Genomic DNA, 16,707 nt, shown 5'->3' on the forward strand with positions numbered 1-16,707 from the left:
CAGGGCCGGTGCCTTATTCCCCGAAAGGGGGCGAGATACGAGCGTGGAACGTTAGCACCCGAGACTCCCACTCGGGGGATCGCCGGCCGAGGCGGAGAGCGCGCTGGGCCGGACCGTGGACGCCGTCGGCTGTCTGGGAACGAACCGATCGTCACGCGAGAGGCAAAGACGGACAAATCGCGCATGGTTCAAGGCGGGCGCGATCTTATATCGCACCAGGTCAACCGCGGAATATCTCCTTGTCAGACTCTTGATCTAGTGTAGAATGTAGATAGAAGATCATCAGTACATAGTTTCTAATCCGAGTCCGCACAATATGATGCGAACCCGCGCATGGGGGGCCTCATGAACCACGACGAACTCGCTGGCATCGTCACCACGCTGGCCGATGACCTGGCGCCGACCGCGGTCGAATCCGGTACCGGTGTGGGTGCCTTGTTGGCCTCGGCCGAAGCTATCGCCGACGACAAGGCTCTGTTGGGGGTGATGGTCACCGCGGTGCGGATGGGCAACATCGCCTCGTATCTGTTGGCCGCGGCGACCGCTCGCGCCGAGGCCATCGGTATCCCGGTGCGGCATCGGTTGAAGAACGGCCGGGACCTCTTGCGGGAGTTGCCGTTGGCGCCGGCCACCGTCAACCGGGTGGCCCGGCTCGCACAGCACTTGAATGATCTGCCGAACCTGGTGCGTGACGTCCGTGACGGTGACTTGGGTATTGAGCATGCGGATGCGGTGATCCGGGGTCTCGACCACGTTGCCACCCGGATGGGTGCCGCTGGTTTCGACGAGATGCGGGAGAAGACTGCGACGACGTTGTTGGCGCATGCCCGGATCGATCAGCCCGCCCAAGTGATGGAGAAGGCCCGCGAACTGGGCCACGAGTTGGCGCCGTTGGATCCGCCATCCACTCCGCCGGCGGACAATCCGTCGTTGAACCAGGCATCGATCACCCGGACTGATGAAGGACGGGTCACTTTGGAAGCCGATTTGGATCAGTTGTCTGGGGAGAAACTCCACACCGCGCTAGACGCCCTGGCGAAACCGATCCCCGCTCCCGACGGCTCCCCCGATCCACGTCCCCGGGCCCAACGCACCGCCGACGCCCTAGTCAGCGTGATTGACCCGCCCGGCGGTTCCTGGACAGTCTCCCGACTATTGTCGGGTTGAGCTGGAATGGGAGCATTCGTATGCCACGGAAGTATTCTGCTGAGTTTAAGTCCTCCATCGCGTTGGAGGTGATCGAGCATTCGCGGCCGATCTCGGCGGTCGCGAAAGAGAACAGCGTCTCGGAGCAGTCTGTGTCTCGGTGGGTTCAGATTTATCGGAAGGAGCATCCGGAGTTGGAAGATCAACTCAATGAGTCCGAACGCGATGAATTGATTCGTCTGCGTCGACAGAATGCGCGGTTGAAGGAGGAGGTCGAGATTTTGGGAAAAGCGACTGCCTTCTTCGCCAAGAAGTCTCAACCGTAGATCGGTTCGGTTTCATTCTTGACGAGGAAGGCAATCACTCTGTGTCTCTGATGTGTGCGGTCCTGCGTGTTTCTCGGTCCGGTTTTTATGAATGGAAGCACCGGGCCGAGTCCGCGCACGCCAAGTGGCGTCAGCGGATCGGCGACATGATCGAAGTGTTCTTCGAAGCCTCCGAGCAGACGTACGGCTACCGCCGGATCCATGCCGACTTGCTCGACAGCGGGATCGACATCGACGATGACACCGTCCGAAAGATCATGCGTGAGCGCGGCCTGAGGCCCTGCCAGCCAGGGCCGAAGCGACTGGTGACGACCATAGCTGCCGATGCCGGCGGCCTGCCCGACCTGGTGTGCCGTGACTTCACTGCCCAGGCTCCCGGCCGTAAGCTGTGCGGCGACATCACCTACATCAGAACGTGGGAAGGCTGGCTGTTTTTGGCGACGGTACTGGATTGTTTCAGCAAAAAGGTGGTCGGCTATGCGATGAGTGATCGGATGACATCAGATTTGGTTGTAGCCGCTCTCGATAAGGCTGCTGAAAATGTTCCTTTCACTGCGGGTGTCACAATATTTCACAGCGACCGCGGAAGCCAATACATGTCAACAGCATTTGCATCCTGCGCCACCGATCACGGTGTCCTAAGATCTGTTGGTCGCACTGGGGTTTGCTACGATAACGCTTGGGCCGAGTCGTTCAACGGAACCCTGAAGAATGAGTGCGTGAACCGAAAACAATATCCGACGCGAGAACGCGCAAAGAAGGACATCACGCGATACATCGAACTACGCTACAATAGTAGCCGGCGTCATTCGGCACTGGACTATTCGACGCCTAATCGGGTAGAATCTGACTGGTTCAGTCGATCGGTATCGGCGTGACACTAATTTCTGACAATTAGCTGTCCAGGAAACGCCGGGCACCTCAGATCACCGCATACCTGGCATCACGAAACCGCCCAACCGTCGGTGGGATCGTCCCGCACATCACTATGACCGTGCCACTACCGACGCTGGTACCCGACAGCCCTCTGGGCGAGGCTCACGCCGCACGCCTGGGATTCACCGGCTCGGTCTCAGCCGACACGGCCCGCGAAATCGCTTGCGGCAACACTGAAGTCACCGCGTTGATCACCGCGGACTCGGTGCCGTTGGACGCCAAACGCACCCAACGATTCGTCACCGGCGCTCTACGTAAGGCACTCGAAGCCCGTGACGGTGGTTGCCAATTCCCCGGCTGCGGCACGCCACCGTCGTGGTGTGAAGGCCACCATATTCAGCACTGGGCCGACGGGGGCGAGACGAACCTCAAGAACACCGTCCTGCTGTGCAGCCTGCATCACCACACCTACATCCACGGCAAAGGCTGGAACATCCAAATCGGGTTCGACGGCCACCCCTGGTTCCAACCACCCGAAGGAGGTGACTGGATCCGCTGCCAGAACCGACGCACCCTCACAATCGCTGACCACGCCGCGGCTTAAACCCGGCCCGATGAGAGCGGCTCCCCAGGGGCTGCGCACGCACCTTGAGAACTTCATAGAGAAAATGCGGCCCTGTTCACCGATCAACAGGTCAGGAGCACTGGTCTAGTTGTACTTCCCCGTGAGGTTGTGTACGCGGTCTGAGGGGACTTGGCCGCCGATCCCGGTGTGGGGTCGGTGGTGATTGTAGTGGTGGAGCCATGCGGTGTAGGCGGCTTCTCGTTCGGCTTCGCTGGCATAGGGTTTCGCGTAGGCCCATTCGGCGGCCAGGGTCCGGTTGAAGCGTTCGACCTTCCCGTTCGTCTGTGGCCGGTAGGGCTTGGTCTTCTTGTGTTTGATCCCGGCGTCGGCCAGTGCTTCGGCGAACATCGTTGAGCGGTAGCAGGCGCCGTTGTCGGTCATCACTGCGGTCACCCTCACACCGTGCTCGGCGAAGAACGCGTTCGCCCGCCGCCAGAAGCCGGCCGCGGTCTCCTTGCGTTCGTCATCAAGGATCTCCGAGTACGCCACCCGGGAGTGGTCATCGACGGCGTGGTGCAGGTAGCGGTAGCCACGCGAGCCCGGTGCTCCCGAGCGTGCTGCCCGGTCGCGGGCCACACCGGCGGTACGGTCGGCGGCCGATCCGCGACCATGCACACGCCAGCCGCCGCCGTCGGGGATTCGGCCTTGTTTCTTGATGTCGACGTGCACGAGCTGGCCGGGCCGGCCGACCTCGTACCGTTTCGGTTTCGGTCTGCGTACCGGCAGTCCGGTGGCCTGGTCGATATTGGCCAGCAGCGGCATCTGATAGCGGTCGAGGACCCGGCCGACCGTCGAACGCGGGATACCCAGGTGATAGGCGATCCGATGCGGGCCCCACCGGCGGGTGCAGCGCAGGTTGATGATCCGGCGCTCGGTGCGGCGGGGCAGCCGGGCCGGTGAACGTGTGGGCCGGGAACTGCGGTCGGTCAGCACCTGGCCGGCGCGGTAGCGGTCGGCCCACCGCTTGGCTGTGGCCGGTGAACACTGGAACCGTTCGGCAGCGCGCCGCAGTGACCAGCCCTGGTCCACCACGAGTGAAGCAAGACGTCGACGCCCCTCGGGCGTCAAAGGTGCGTTAGCGTGAGTCACGAAGACCTCCGTGGCTAGATGGTGGTTGTGGTAACCCACATCCTGCCCGGAGGTCTTCGCCTCACCTCAGATGTTCACAACGTGTCGGGGAAGTACATCTAGTCCACGCGGTTGGTGGCGGTCACCAGCCACATCGCGCCGGGAAGCTTCACCGATCCGCCGGAGATGTAGGACCGGATGCTCTCCCGGGTCCGCTCCAACAGTTCCGCCCAGGCCGCGTCGTCGAGTCGTCCGCGGAGTTCGTCGGCGGCCAGGCGGCCGGTGGTGGTCGACAGGACCATCGTGAGGCGTTCCTCGACGCCGTCGCTGCCGTCTACGCCGTGTTCGAGGGTGGTGTCGAACGGGTTGATCTTCACGTCCGACCACTCGGCCTTGTCGAGCACCCCGGCGAGGTAGTCCGAGTCGGCAAACGCCACCGGCCCGGGTTGCCCGGGGGCCGGCGGGGCGGGCGGATCGGACAGCTCCGCGGCGAGTACCTCGGTCCCGGCCCGGCCGAAGGTGGGGTTCTCGTCCACCGAACGCCAACAGGCGAAGACCATGCGGCCACCGGGGGCGGTGAAGCCACGGATATTGGTGAAGGCCGCAACCGGGTCGTCGAAGAACATGACGCCGAAACGGGAAACGATGCGCTCGAACGGCGCCCCGGGCGCCGCGGCGCCGATGTCCATCGTCTGCGCGTCGCCGATCAGCACGGTGGCCGCGGGCGTGCGGTGACGTGCGGCATCCACCATTGCCGGCGCGATATCGATACCGACCATCTCGGTGCCCGCCTTCACGCCGGCCTCCAGCAGGGTGCCGGCACCGCAGCCGATGTCGAGGGCGCGTTGGTTGGACCCGAACTTGGCCGCGTCGACGATGGCCTTGGTCACCGGCGCATAGACCGAGTCGAACAGCGCTTCGTTCGCCACCCAGCCCGACGCGGCCTCTGCCCAGCCATCGGCGGTGTAGCGCGCATTCGTCTCGGGCACGGTTTCGTCGTCCTTCTCGTTTTCGGGCATGGCTCCGATCCTACGGACGGGGCTCATTTCCACGGGGCGATCGGATTGCCCTGCCACCGGCTGTGCGCCGGGACGGCATCCCCGCGCATCACGAGCGAGGCGGGACCGACGGTGGCCGATTCGCCGATGCGGGATGCCGGCAGGGCCACGCAGTGTGGTCCCAGGGTGGCGCCGGCGTCCAGCTCGACGGTGTCGATGGCCATGACCCGGTCGTGGAACAGGTGGGTCTGCACGACGCAGCCGCGTTGCACCGTCGCGCCGTCGCCCAGGGTGACCAGGTCGGCTTCGGGCAACCAATACGTCTCGCACCAGACTCCCTTCCCGATGTGGGCGCCGAGCAGGCGCAGCCACAGCGTCAACACCGGCGTCCCGGTGGCGGCATTGGCGAACCACGGTGCGGCGACGGTTTCGACAAAGGCATCGGAGAGTTCGTTGCGCCAGACGAATGGACTCCACAGCGGGTGTTCGGAAACCCTTATCCGCCCGACGACGAGCCATTTGGCCGCAGCGGCGATGCAACACGCCGCCGCGCCGGCGACGAGGAGCAGCAGGCCGCTGAGCGCCGCGGCGGCCGCGAAACTGAGGTGGACCGCGAGGTATTGGGCGCCGAGCAGGACGTAGACGCCGATACCGAAGGAGACCATCACCGGGACCAGGCGGAGGGTCTCGATCACCGCGCGGGCGACGCGCAGTCCCTTCGACGGCGTGAAGGTGCGCGCGGTGTCGCCGCTGGTGGCCACCCGGCGCAACCGCACCGGCGGGCTGCCCAACCAGCTCGAGCCCGACTTGGCCTTCGTCGGCGTGGCCGACAGCACCGCGACGAGGCCGTTCTTCGGCACCTTGCGCCCCGGAGCGGTGATGCCGGAATTGCCCAGGAACGCGCGCTTGCCGATCCTCGCCTCGTCGACGCGCAACCAGCCGCCGCCCAGTTCGTACGACGCCACCATCGTGTCGTCGGCGAGGAAGGCGCCGTCGTCGATCGTGGTGAACTTCGGCAGGACCAGCGCGGTGGAGATCTCGGTGTTGCGGCCGACCTTGGCGCCGAGGAGCCGGAACCACACCGGCGTCAGCAGCGAGGCATAGAGGACGAACAGATAGGTGCGGGCGGCGTCGAGTACGCGCTCGGTGAACCAGGCCTGCCACCCCACCCGCGAGCGGACCGGGTGGTACCCGGCGGTCATCCCGATCGCCAAGAGCCGCACCAGGACCAGGGTGATCGCGGCATAAACCAGCAACGAGACGAGGGTGGCCGGCGCGATCAGCAGGGCCGCCCGCGCAGCCACGTCGCGCAGCCGCGCGCAGTCGGCGACGCCCCACGCGAGCACGGCCAGGCCCGAGCCGAGGGAGACCAGCGGGATCGATGCCAAGACCAGCGCCGACAGGGCATAGACAACGGCCCACCGGGTGCGGCGGTCCGGACGCTCCTGCGGCCACGGGTGGCTGGCCTTGCCCACCTTGACCGCCGGCGAGCCGGCCCACGTCTGCCGGGCCCGGACCCGGCCGCGGACAGCCGATCCCGGCTCGACGACCGCGTCGCGGCCGATGACAGTGTCCGGGAAAAGGGTGGACCGTGCGCCGACGGTGGCGCCCGGCTTGATGACGATCGCGCCGACGTGGACTTGGTCGCCGTCGATCCACCAGCCGGCCAGGTCCACCTCGGGCTCGACCGCGGCTCCTTCGCCGACGGTCAGCAAGCCGGTGACCGGCGGCAGGGTGTGTAGGTCGACGCCTTTGCCGATGCTGGCGCCCAGCGCCCGGGCGAAATGGATCATCCACGGGGCGCCGGAGATATTGGCCGCGCCGCTGGCCTCGACGAGCCGCTCGGCGCACCACAGGCGAAGGTGCACGCTCCCACCCCGCGGATACGTCCCCGAGCCGACCCCGCGCAGCAGGAGCCGTGCCGCCAGTGCGGCGTAGGCCATCCGGCCGATCGGGGTGATGAAGACGATCACACCGACGAGGACCGCCCACCAGCTCACCGGGACCAACCACTCGATGTCGGGGCGCAACCACGCCGCGACGTTGTTGATCGCGGCCAACCACGTCACCCACTGCAGGCCGGTGAGGGTGGCGAGCGGGATGCCGGCAAGGGACTGCACCACCCCGGCGGTGCGCGGGGTCGGGGCGACGGTGCGTTCAACCGTCTTGTCGGCGGGCCGCCACGAGTCGAGGAGTTGGGCCAATCGACCCAGGCGCGAGTTGTCGTACAGGTCGCCGACGGTCACGTTGGGGTAGCGCTCGCGCAACGCCGAGACGAGCTGCGCGGCCGCGAGGGACCCACCGCCCTCGGCGAAGAAGTCCGCGTCGGTACTGGTGATCGATGCCCCCAGGACCGACGACCAGGCATCGGCCAACCACCGCTGCGTCTCGGTGAAGTCGGCGGCGGTCCCGTCGTCGTCGGCGGCCCCGGGTAGGGGCCAGGGAAGCGCGTTGCGGTCGACCTTGCCGGACACCCGGGTGGGCAGGTCGTCGACCAGGACCAACCGCGGCACCATCGGTGCCGGCAGCTGCTCGGCGAGGGAGGCGTGCGCGGCGGCGAGGTCGAAGCCGGGATCGGCGGAGACGAGGTACCCGACGAGCAGTTGGTTGCCCGCGGCCGTCGTGCGCACCGCCGCGGCACCGCCGGAAACCCCGGGCAGGTTTTGCAGGGCCGTGTCGATCTCGCCCAGCTCGATACGGCGACCGCCGACCTTGACCTGGTCGTCGGCGCGGCCGGCGAAGACCAATCCCTCCGGCTCGAGTCGGACGAGGTCGCCGCTGCGATAGGCACGCTCCCACCCCAGGCTGGGCATCGGCGCATACTTCTCGGCGTCCTTGGCCGGGTCCAGGTAGCGGGCCAAGCCGACACCGCCGATCACCAGTTGCCCGGTCTCGCCCCAACCCAGCTCATTCTCTTGTTCGTCGACCACCGCCAGGTCCCAGCCGAGGAGGGGGAGGCCGATGCGGACCGGAGTGGAGCCGTCGAGGCGGGCCGCGCAGGCGACCACCGTGGCCTCGGTCGGGCCATAGGTGTTCCACACCTCGCGCGCCGGAGCGGTGTCGTCGCCGTCGCCGGGGGCGGCCAACCGGGCCGCCAACTCGGGCGGACAGGCCTCACCGCCGAAGATCAGCAGCCGAACCGATTCCAATGCCTGCGGCGGCCACAGCGCGGCCAAGGTGGGCACGGTCGAGATGACGGTCACGGAGCGCCGGATCAGCCAGGGGCCCAGGTCCATCCCGGTGCGCACCAGATCACGCGGCGCCGGGACCAGGCAGGCGCCGTGGCGCCACGCCAACCACATCTCCTCGCAGGAGGCGTCGAAGGCGACCGACAGGCCGGCGAGCACCCGGTCGGCGGGGCCGAGTGGATCGTCGGGGAGGAACAGGTGTGCCTCGGCGTCGACGAAGGCTGCGGCGTTGCGGTGGGTGACCGCGACACCCTTCGGCGTTCCGGTGGAGCCGGAGGTGAAGATGATCCAGGCGTCGTCGTCGACGGTGGGCAGCGGGGTGATCATCGCCGGTCGTTCGGTCACCCGCTCGGTCGGCCGACCGTGCTCAGCGCGGAAGATCCCCTCGTCGGTGATGATGGCGTCGACGTCGGCCTCGCCGAACACCAGGTTCGCCCGTTCGTCGGGGTCGTCGACGTCGACGGGGACGTAGGCGGCGCCGGCGAACAGGACCGACAGGATCGCGAGATAGAGCTGCCGGGTGCCCGAGGTCATCCGGATCCCGACGCGGGAACCGGTAAGGCTGTCGCCGCGGGGCCCGATTCCGGCGCCGGCCAGCGTCGCGGCATTGCGGCGGACGAGTGCGAGCACCTGCCGGTAGTTCAGCGGTGTCTGGCCGTCATCGATCGCGATGGCATCGGGATGGGCCGACGCGGTGGCGAGGAAGATGTCGCGCAGCGACCGTGGTGGCGCGGCCTTGGGTCCCAGTCGGTACAACTCGCCGACGTCCGCGCTGGGGCCAGGGCCCGCAACGGGTGAAGCATCCGACAACGAGGGTCCCTCTCAGCACGACGGTGTACCTTCACGAGCATGCCAATTGTGCACCATCGGCGGCCAAGTCTCGCGTCGTACGCCTTCTGGTTGGGAGCATGGCTGTTTCTTAAGCCGCTGTTAACCTTCGCGCCAATCAACCGGTTCACCCTCGGGGTCCTGAAACGGTTCGAGCGCAGTGCCGAACGGCAGCGCCCGCCGCGCGGAGTCGCCATCGAGCGCATCGTCCTCGGCGGCCGTCCCACCGAGTTGGTGATGGTGGCCGGCCCCACCGGCAGCGACACCGATACCGCGGTCCTCTACCTGCACGGCGGCGCATTCATGTCCTGCGGCCCGGGTACCCACCGCTCCATCACGGCCTCGCTGGCGAAGGGTCTGGCACTGCCGGTCTTCGCCGTCGACTACCGGCAGCTGCCGGAAGCCGGGGTGGGTGCGTCGGTGGACGACTCGATGCGGGCGTACCGCGAACTGCTCGGCGAGCGCGGTTTCTCCCACGTGGTCGTCGCGGGGGACTCGGCCGGCGGCTTCCTCACTGCGAAGGTGGCCGAACGGGCGGCTGCGGAGAACCTGCCCGCGCCGGTGGCGCTGGGGCTGCTGTCGCCCCTGCTGGACCTGGACCTGGGTGCCCGGCCCGACCGGACCAGCCGGCACGATGCCTACCTGCCGATCCGGCAGCTCGACGTCCTCGGGCCGATGTTCGACTGGGGGCCGGTTCCCCTCGCGGGTGCGCGGACCATCGCCGACGTCGATCCGGCCGTTTTCCCGCCGACCATCGTGATCACGGCGCAGCAGGAGATGGTCGAGCCCGACGGCATCGAATTGGCCCAGGCCCTCGACGCGGCCGGCCGACGGGTGGTGCTGCACAGCTACCCCGGGCAGGTCCACGCATTCACCGTGGTGTTGCGCCACCGGGAGGGCAAGGAGTCGGTACGCCTGCTCGTCGACTTCCTCGCCGACGCCATTCGCGACGCCCACCGTGAGGTATCCGAACCCGAACACCGAGACGAGGCCGGCTGATGTCCCAGACGCTTGAGGAACTGTTCGCCTTCGACACCCTGCTGCACGACGACGAGCGGGCGATCGTGGACACCGTGCGCGAGTTCGGGAAGAAGAAGCTGCGCCCGCATGTCGCCGACTGGTTCGAGGCCGGCGAGTTGCCGGTGCGCGAGCTCGCCACCGAACTCGGCGCGATCGGCCTGTTCGGCATGCACCTGGAGGGATACGGGTGTGCCGGCGCCTCCGCGACCGCCTACGGCCTCGCGTGCCAGGAACTCGAGGCGGTCGATTCCGGCCTGCGCAGTTTCGTCTCCGTGCAGGGTTCGTTGTCGATGTTCGCGATCTGGAAGTTCGGCAGCGACGAGCAGAAGGACCGCTGGCTGCCGGAGATGGCGGCGGGTCGGGCGCTGGGCTGCTTCGGGCTGACCGAGCCCGACTTCGGGTCCAATCCGGGCGGCATGCGGACCAACGCCAAGCGCGACGGCTCCGACTGGGTGCTCAACGGCGCGAAGATGTGGATCACCAATTCCCCGGTGGCCGACGTGGCGGTGGTCTGGGCCCGGACCGGCGACGATGCCCGGAGCATCCGCGGATTCGTCATCCCGACTGACACCCCCGGGTTCAGCGCACCGGAGATCACCCGGAAGATGTCGCTGCGGGCCTCGGTGACCGGCGAGATCGTTCTCGAGGACGTCCGGGTTCCGGATTCGGCGGTGCTGCCCGGCGTCGAAGGGCTGCGGGGGCCGCTGTCTTGTCTCAACGAGGCGCGGTTCGGAATCGTCTTCGGCGCCGTGGGGGCGGGGCGGGACTGCCTCGAGACCGCGGTGGCGTATGCGGGCAGCCGCGAGGTCTTCGACAAGCCGCTCTCGGGTTATCAACTCACCCAGCGCAAGATTGCCGACATGGCGGTCGCGTTGGGCAACGCCCACCTGCTGGCGCTGCACCTGGGCCGTCTCAAAGATGCCGCCGGTGTGCGTCCGGAGCAGATCAGCCTGGGCAAGCTCAACAATGTCCGGGAGTCGCTGGCCGTCGCCCGGGAGTGTCGGACGATTCTCGGCGCTAACGGAATCACATTGGAGTATCCGGTGATCCGCCATGCCAACAACCTTGAGTCGGTGCTGACCTACGAGGGCACCTCGGAGATGCACCAGCTGATGATCGGGAAGGCGCTGACCGGCGTCGACGCCTTCCGCTGATCAACGGCTGGGCTGATCAACGGTTGCGGCGGAACAGTCCGCGCCGGCGCGGCGACGGTGGTGGTTGGGGATCGAGGACGCTGGCGCCGACGATGTCGGCACCCTCGAATCGGAACAGCATGGTGGTGATGGGGGCGTTGCCATGGCTGTCGTCGAGCCAGGTCGCCCAGGTGACTGCGCTGAATTGCTCAAACTCGGGGGTACCTGCCGGCGCCGAAGTCGCATAGATGACGGTGCGACGCGGGACGGAGACGGTGATCGCCGAGCTGCCGAGCAAACGCTATCCCTGGGCGATGAAATCGGCAGACAGGAGCTTCTCGGCGGAGAAGTCGAACCCGGATCCGGTGGCCATGGTGGGACTGAACAACTCCCACTGCGCCGGAGCGGCGGCGAGGTTGTCCAGTGCCTCTCGGTGGATCTGCTCGATCGGTGGGCCGGACGGATCCAAGGTGAGGAACTCGTAGTGGGAGTCCCAGACGATTGACGGTGGCACCGGGCCTACCCGCCAAGCAGACGCTTGGGTAGCGTGGGTGGGGACTACCAGGAGGCGAAGTGGCGCAGGGACTGAAGCTCGGACTCAAGGCATCGGCGGAGCAGTTCGATCCGCGGGAATTGGTGGAGATCGCCGTCGCCGCCGAGGAACACGGGTTGGACTCGGTGACGGTCAGCGACCACTTCCAGCCGTGGCGCCACAACGGCGGCCACGCACCGTTCTCGCTGGCGTGGATGGCTGCGGTGGGCGAACGCACGTCGCGGGTCCAACTGGGCACCTCGGTCCTGACCCCGACCTTCCGTTACAACCCGGCGGTCATCGCCCAGGCATTCGCGACGATGGGCTGCCTCTACCCGGGGCGGATCATGCTCGGCGTCGGGACGGGCGAGGCCCTCAACGAGTACGCCACCGGGTTCACCGGCGAATGGCCGGAGTTCAAGGAGCGCTTCGCACGGCTGCGCGAGTCGGTGCGGCTGATGCGCGAGCTGTGGAGCGGCGGCGAAGCGATCAACTTCGAGGGTGACTACTACCGGACGCAGGACGCGTTCATGTACGACCTCCCCGAGCAGCCGATCCCGGTCTACATCGCGGCCGGTGGGCCGGTGGTGGCCCGCTACGCGGGGCGGGCCGGCGACGGCTTCATCTGTACCTCCGGCAAGGGCATGGACCTCTACACCGAGAAACTGATCCCGGCGGTGAAGGAAGGGGCGGCGAAGGCCGAGCGCGACTTCGCCGAGATCGACCGGATGATCGAGATCAAGATCTCCTACGACCCCGATCCGGCGCTGGCGCTGGAGAACACCCGGTTCTGGGCGCCGTTGTCGTTGACACCGGAACAGAAGCACTCGGTGAACTCGTCCGTGGAGATGGAGCGGCTGGCCGATGAGCTGCCCATCGAGCAGGTCGCCAAACGCTGGATCGTGGCCTCCGACCCGGAGGATGCGGTGGCCCAGGTCCGCCAGTACACCGATGCCGGCCTCAACCACCTCGTCTTCCACGCGCCCGGGCACGACCAGCGACGCTTCCTCGACAACTTCTCGCGTGATCTCGCGCCGCGGTTGCGCGAGCTCGTCCCGGCCACGTAGAACTGGCACATGGATCGCGATCGGATGGTCGACGTCGGCGTGATGCTGGTGTCGCGCTTCGGGGCCAAGGCGTTGAGCCTCACCTCGGTCGCCAAGCACGCCGGGGTCGCCCGTGCCACCGCTTACCGCATGTTCGGCGGCAAGGAGGCGCTGATCGCGGCGATCGTCGAGCGCGAAGTCGCTCAACTGAGGGAACGGCTGAGCACCTGGGCGGCGGCCCAGCCCGACGCGGAGGGCAAGGTGGGTGGTCAGGTCACCGAGTCGCTGCGTTACATCCGGGAGAACGAGGCGCTGCAGTACGTGCTGCGCAACGAGCCGGGTGAGATCGTGTCGGCGTTGGTCTCCACCACCCACGGGGGGCCCGCCCTGGTCACCCAGATCGTCTCCGCGGCGCTGCCCGACGTCGACGACGATGTGCGGGCCCGGTTGCGGCCCAACCCGGAAGCGGCGGCAGAGTTCATCGTGCGCGTCGTCTATTCGCTGATGCTGGTACCGGACTCGGCGATGACCGACGAGCAGGTCGCCCAACTCGTCGTCGCCGCGGTCCTCGCGCCCGAGTAGTTCGGGTTAGGGTGATGCCCATGACCGACCGCTCCACGGGAGAAATGTCCGTGTCCGACGCCTCGCACTCGGCGATCTATCTGGCCTCGTCGGAGGGGGAGACCGGGAAGTCGACGATCGCGTTGGGCCTCCTGGCACTGCTGTCGGCGACCGGTGGCCGCATCGGGGTGTTCCGGCCGATCAGTCGGACGCACGACGGCAAGAACGACTACATCCTCGAACTCTTGCTCGCCCACGATTCGGTGGGCCTGGACTACGCCGATTGCATCGGTGTCACCTATGACCAGGTGCACGCGGATCCGGACGCCGCGCTGGCCACCATCGTCGACCGGTTCCACGCGGTGCAGGAGCAGTGCGACACGGTGCTGGTCGTCGGGTCGGATTTCACCGACGTCGGCAATCCGTCGGAGCTGTCGTACAACGCCCGGATCGCGGCCAACCTGGCCTGCCCGATGGTGCTCGCGCTGCGCGGCAGCGAGCGCACGCCGCAGGAGATCCGTGGCCTGACGGTGCACGCCCTCGCGGAGGTCTCCGCGGCCCACGCGACGGCGGTCGCCGTGGTGGTGAACCGGGTCGACCCGGCGCAGCAAGCCGCGACGAAAACCGCGCTCGACGGGATCGGGCCGGGCGTGTGGGTGCTGCCCGAGGACAGCGTCCTGAGTTCGCCGACCATGGCCGAGCTGTCCGCCGCGCTCGGCGGCTACCTCTACAGCGGTGACGAGGAACTCCTCGACCGCGAGGCGCTGCACATGATGGTCGGCGGGATGACGGTCGAGCACGTGTTGGAACGACTGGCCGAAGGCATGGTCGTCATCGCCCCGGCCGACCGGTCCGACGTGTTGCTTGCCCTGGTCAATGCCAATGTGGCTCAAGGGTTTCCGCGGCTGGCCGGGCTGATCCTCAACGGTGGCCTGAAGCCGCACCCGATGGTCGACGCCCTGGTGCGCGGCCTCAACCCGACACTGCCGATCATTTGCTGCGAGCAGAGCACCTACGAGACCGCGCGCATCGCCTCGCACACCCGGGGGAAGATGGCCAACCAGTCGGCCCGCAAGATCGAGACGGCGCTGGCGTTGATGGAGCACCACATCGACTCGGCGAAACTGATGGAAGACCTCAACATCGCCATCCCCGAGGTCGTCACCCCGCAGATGTTCGAGTACCAACTCGTCGCGCGCGCCAAAGCCGACCGGCGCCACATCGTGCTGCCGGAGGGGGAGGAGCCGCGCATCCTGCGGGCGGCTGCCGCGCTCACCGCCCGCGGCGTCGCCCAGCTGACCCTGCTCGGCGACCCGGCGAAGGTCGAGGCGCAGTGCAGCGAGCTGGGCATCGAGCTCGCCGGCGTCGACATCATCAACCCACTCGACTCGGAGCTGACCGAGAAGTTCGCGGTCCAATACGCCGAGCTGCGCAAGCACAAGAATGTCGCGATGGACCGCGCCCGGGACCTGATGCGCGACGTCTCCTACTTCGGCACCATGATGGTCCACAACGGCCTCGCCGACGGGATGGTCTCCGGGTCGATCCACACCACGGCGCACACCATCCGCCCGGCCTTCGAGATCATCAAGACCAAGCCCGGCGTCGACACCGTGTCGAGCGTCTTCTTCATGTGTCTGGCCGACCAGGTGCTGACCTATGGCGACTGCGCGGTTGTTCCCGACCCCACCGCCGAGCAGCTGGCCGATATCGCGATCTCCTCGGCCGAGACGGCCGCCGCCTTCGGCATCGATCCGCGGGTGGCGATGCTGTCCTACTCGACGGGCGAATCCGGCACCGGGGCCGACGTGGACAAGGTGCGCACCGCGACGTCGCTGGTGCGCGAGCGCGAACCGGACCTGTTGGTGGAGGGGCCGATCCAGTACGACGCGGCGGTCGAGCCGAGTGTCGCGGCGACCAAGATGCCGAACTCGCCGGTCGCCGGAAAGGCCACGGTGCTGATCTTCCCCGACCTCAACACCGGCAACAACACCTACAAGGCGGTCCAGCGCAGCGCCGGGGCCATCGCCATCGGCCCGGTCCTGCAGGGGTTGAACAAGCCGATCAACGACCTCTCGCGGGGAGCGCTCGTCGCCGACATCGTGAACACGGTGGCGATCACCGCGATCCAGGCGCAGGCGGGTGTCGAATGAGTGCGGAGACGCCGCTGGTCCTGGTCCTCAACGCCGGCTCGTCGTCGTTGAAATACCAACTCCTGGAACCGGACTCGGCCCGGGTCACCGCCGAGGGGCTGGTGGAGCGGATCGGCGAACCCGTCTCGGTCATCAACCATGAGCAGGGGGGTGCGGAGACCGTCGAGGAACTCCACCTGCCCGACCACCGGGCCGCCATCGCCAAGGCGATGGAGTTGTTCGCCGCCCACGGCACCGACCTCACCCGGACGCCGCTGTGCGCGGTCGGGCACCGGGTCGTGCACGGCGGGCGCTCGCTCTACGCACCGACGCTGATCGACCAGCACGTCATCGACGAGATCGAACGGATCGCCCCGCTCGCCCCGCTGCACAACCCGCCGAACCTGGTCGGCATCGAGGCGGCGCAGGCACTGCTGCCCAACGTGCCGGGCGTCGCCGTCTTCGACACCGGCTTCTTCCACGGCCTGCCCGACGTGTCGGCCCGGTACGCCATCGACCGCAAGCTGTCCGACGACTATGCCCTGCGCCGCTACGGCTTTCACGGGACCAGCCACGACTACGTCTCCCACCGGGCCGCGGAATTCCTCGGCCGCGACTATGACGCGACCAACCAGATCGTCGCCCACCTGGGCAATGGGGCGTCGATGTCGGCGATTGCGGCCGGCCGCCCGGTGGACACCTCGATGGGGTTGACCCCGTTGGAGGGACTCGTGATGGGGACCCGCGGCGGCGACATCGACCCCGGCCTGCTCTTCCACCTCAAGCGGGTGGTCGGGATGTCGGTGGACGACATCGACCATCTGCTCAACAAGCGGTCCGGGCTCAAGGGGCTATGCGGAGAGAACGATTTCCGAACGGTCACCGAGATGATCGCGGCCGGTGACGCCGCGGCGCAAGAAGCCTACGACATCTACATCCATCGGCTGCGCGGCTACTTCGGCGCCTACCTGGTGGAGCTGGAACAGACCGACATCATCACCTTCACCGCCGGCGTCGGGGAGAACGCGGCCTCGGTGCGCGCCGACTCGCTGGCCCGGATGTCGCGCTTCGGAATCGAGATCGACGAGCAGCGCAACGCCGTCCGGAGCCGCGAGCCCCGGGTCATCTCCACCGATGCCTCGCGCACGACCGTGCTGGTGGTGCCGACCAATGAAGAACTCGAGATCGCCCGGCAGGCCAAGGCGCTGGTCACGTCCTGACCGAGGTG

15 protein-coding genes are annotated in these 16,707 nt (G+C 67.4%); 10 read left to right on the top strand and 5 right to left on the bottom strand.

All coding sequences use genetic code 11. The features are described 5' to 3' along the window. Positions 1-345: 345 nt before the first annotated feature. The 4 genes from nbrcactino_RS03200 to nbrcactino_RS03215 are packed head-to-tail and all read left to right on the top strand — an operon-like array spanning position 346 to position 2,952. Positions 346-1,167, top strand: coding sequence for a DUF222 domain-containing protein (locus tag nbrcactino_RS03200; protein ID WP_161926046.1), 822 nt, complete (start codon positions 346-348; stop codon positions 1,165-1,167). A 20-nt stretch (positions 1,168-1,187) separates the two neighbouring features. Then, on the top strand, positions 1,188-1,472 hold the full coding sequence (locus tag nbrcactino_RS03205) for a transposase (protein ID WP_161926047.1): 285 nt from the start codon (positions 1,188-1,190) through the stop codon (positions 1,470-1,472). A 14-nt stretch (positions 1,473-1,486) separates the two neighbouring features. Continuing rightward, positions 1,487-2,350: an IS3 family transposase gene (locus nbrcactino_RS03210; protein WP_267130401.1), complete on the top strand. Its 864-nt coding sequence runs from the start codon at positions 1,487-1,489 to the stop codon at positions 2,348-2,350. Between the two features lie 59 nt (positions 2,351-2,409). After that, positions 2,410-2,952, top strand: a complete 543-nt coding sequence (locus nbrcactino_RS03215) for an HNH endonuclease signature motif containing protein (protein WP_228460807.1) — start codon at positions 2,410-2,412, stop codon at positions 2,950-2,952. A 105-nt stretch (positions 2,953-3,057) separates the two neighbouring features. Here nbrcactino_RS03215 and nbrcactino_RS03220 read toward each other — a convergent pair whose 3' ends face one another. The 3 genes from nbrcactino_RS03220 to nbrcactino_RS03230 all read right to left on the bottom strand — a co-directional run bounded on the left by nbrcactino_RS03220 (position 3,058) and on the right by nbrcactino_RS03230 (position 8,983). Beyond that, positions 3,058-4,062: an IS481 family transposase gene (locus nbrcactino_RS03220; RefSeq protein ID WP_161926048.1), complete on the bottom strand. Its 1,005-nt coding sequence runs from the start codon at positions 4,060-4,062 to the stop codon at positions 3,058-3,060. A 98-nt stretch (positions 4,063-4,160) separates the two neighbouring features. Continuing rightward, complete coding sequence (locus tag nbrcactino_RS03225) at positions 4,161-5,060, bottom strand: class I SAM-dependent methyltransferase (protein WP_161926049.1); 900 nt, start codon at positions 5,058-5,060, stop codon at positions 4,161-4,163. A gap of 23 nt (positions 5,061-5,083) precedes the next feature. Next, positions 5,084-8,983: a Pls/PosA family non-ribosomal peptide synthetase gene (locus nbrcactino_RS03230; RefSeq protein WP_161926050.1), complete on the bottom strand. Its 3,900-nt coding sequence runs from the start codon at positions 8,981-8,983 to the stop codon at positions 5,084-5,086. A 93-nt stretch (positions 8,984-9,076) separates the two neighbouring features. Here nbrcactino_RS03230 and nbrcactino_RS03235 point away from each other — a divergent pair, with 93 nt between their 5' ends. Then, complete coding sequence (locus tag nbrcactino_RS03235; RefSeq protein WP_161926051.1) at positions 9,077-10,054, top strand: alpha/beta hydrolase; 978 nt, start codon at positions 9,077-9,079, stop codon at positions 10,052-10,054. Continuing rightward, positions 10,054-11,229, top strand: a complete 1,176-nt coding sequence (locus nbrcactino_RS03240) for an acyl-CoA dehydrogenase family protein (protein WP_161926052.1) — start codon at positions 10,054-10,056, stop codon at positions 11,227-11,229. The genes nbrcactino_RS03235 and nbrcactino_RS03240 overlap by 1 nt, the downstream gene beginning before the upstream one ends. Before the next feature lie 16 nt (positions 11,230-11,245). Here nbrcactino_RS03240 and nbrcactino_RS03245 read toward each other — a convergent pair whose 3' ends face one another. Continuing rightward, a complete protein-coding gene (locus tag nbrcactino_RS03245) occupies positions 11,246-11,506 on the bottom strand; it encodes a hypothetical protein (protein ID WP_161926053.1) in 261 nt (86 codons plus the stop codon). Positions 11,507-11,509: 3 nt separating this feature from the next. Continuing rightward, the gene (locus tag nbrcactino_RS03250) at positions 11,510-11,722 is read right to left on the bottom strand and encodes a hypothetical protein (RefSeq protein WP_161926054.1); all 213 of its coding nucleotides are present in this window, start codon (positions 11,720-11,722) and stop codon (positions 11,510-11,512) included. Between the two features lie 59 nt (positions 11,723-11,781). Here nbrcactino_RS03250 and fgd point away from each other — a divergent pair, with 59 nt between their 5' ends. The 4 genes from fgd to nbrcactino_RS03270 are packed head-to-tail and all read left to right on the top strand — an operon-like array spanning position 11,782 to position 16,699. After that, the gene (fgd, locus tag nbrcactino_RS03255; protein WP_161926055.1) at positions 11,782-12,807 is read left to right on the top strand and encodes a glucose-6-phosphate dehydrogenase (coenzyme-F420); all 1,026 of its coding nucleotides are present in this window, start codon (positions 11,782-11,784) and stop codon (positions 12,805-12,807) included. Between the two features lie 9 nt (positions 12,808-12,816). Then, entirely contained in the window at positions 12,817-13,368 is a 552-nt protein-coding gene (locus nbrcactino_RS03260) for a TetR/AcrR family transcriptional regulator (RefSeq protein WP_161926056.1), read from the top strand. Positions 13,369-13,388: 20 nt separating this feature from the next. After that, positions 13,389-15,500: a phosphate acetyltransferase gene (pta, locus tag nbrcactino_RS03265; RefSeq protein WP_161926057.1), complete on the top strand. Its 2,112-nt coding sequence runs from the start codon at positions 13,389-13,391 to the stop codon at positions 15,498-15,500. Continuing rightward, positions 15,497-16,699, top strand: coding sequence for an acetate kinase (locus nbrcactino_RS03270; RefSeq protein ID WP_161926058.1), 1,203 nt, complete (start codon positions 15,497-15,499; stop codon positions 16,697-16,699). The genes pta and nbrcactino_RS03270 overlap by 4 nt, the downstream gene beginning before the upstream one ends. Positions 16,700-16,707 lie beyond the last annotated feature (8 nt).

Source organism: Gordonia crocea (genome assembly GCF_009932435.1).
GTDB classification, from domain to species: Bacteria; Actinomycetota; Actinomycetes; order Mycobacteriales; family Mycobacteriaceae; genus Gordonia; species Gordonia crocea.

Excerpts from the sequence above, each read along its gene's own strand:
- nbrcactino_RS03235 (WP_161926051.1), top strand. The coding sequence starts at position 9,077 with ATGCCAATTGTGCACCATCGGCGGCCAAGTCTCGCGTCGTACGCCTTC.
- nbrcactino_RS03200 (WP_161926046.1), top strand. The coding sequence starts at position 346 with ATGAACCACGACGAACTCGCTGGCATCGTCACCACGCTGGCCGATGAC.
- nbrcactino_RS03225 (WP_161926049.1), bottom strand. The coding sequence starts at position 5,060 with ATGCCCGAAAACGAGAAGGACGACGAAACCGTGCCCGAGACGAATGCG.
- pta (WP_161926057.1), top strand. The coding sequence starts at position 13,389 with ATGACCGACCGCTCCACGGGAGAAATGTCCGTGTCCGACGCCTCGCAC.
- nbrcactino_RS03205 (WP_161926047.1), top strand. The coding sequence starts at position 1,188 with ATGCCACGGAAGTATTCTGCTGAGTTTAAGTCCTCCATCGCGTTGGAG.
- nbrcactino_RS03270 (WP_161926058.1), top strand. The coding sequence starts at position 15,497 with ATGAGTGCGGAGACGCCGCTGGTCCTGGTCCTCAACGCCGGCTCGTCG.
- nbrcactino_RS03240 (WP_161926052.1), top strand. The coding sequence starts at position 10,054 with ATGTCCCAGACGCTTGAGGAACTGTTCGCCTTCGACACCCTGCTGCAC.
- nbrcactino_RS03260 (WP_161926056.1), top strand. The coding sequence starts at position 12,817 with ATGGATCGCGATCGGATGGTCGACGTCGGCGTGATGCTGGTGTCGCGC.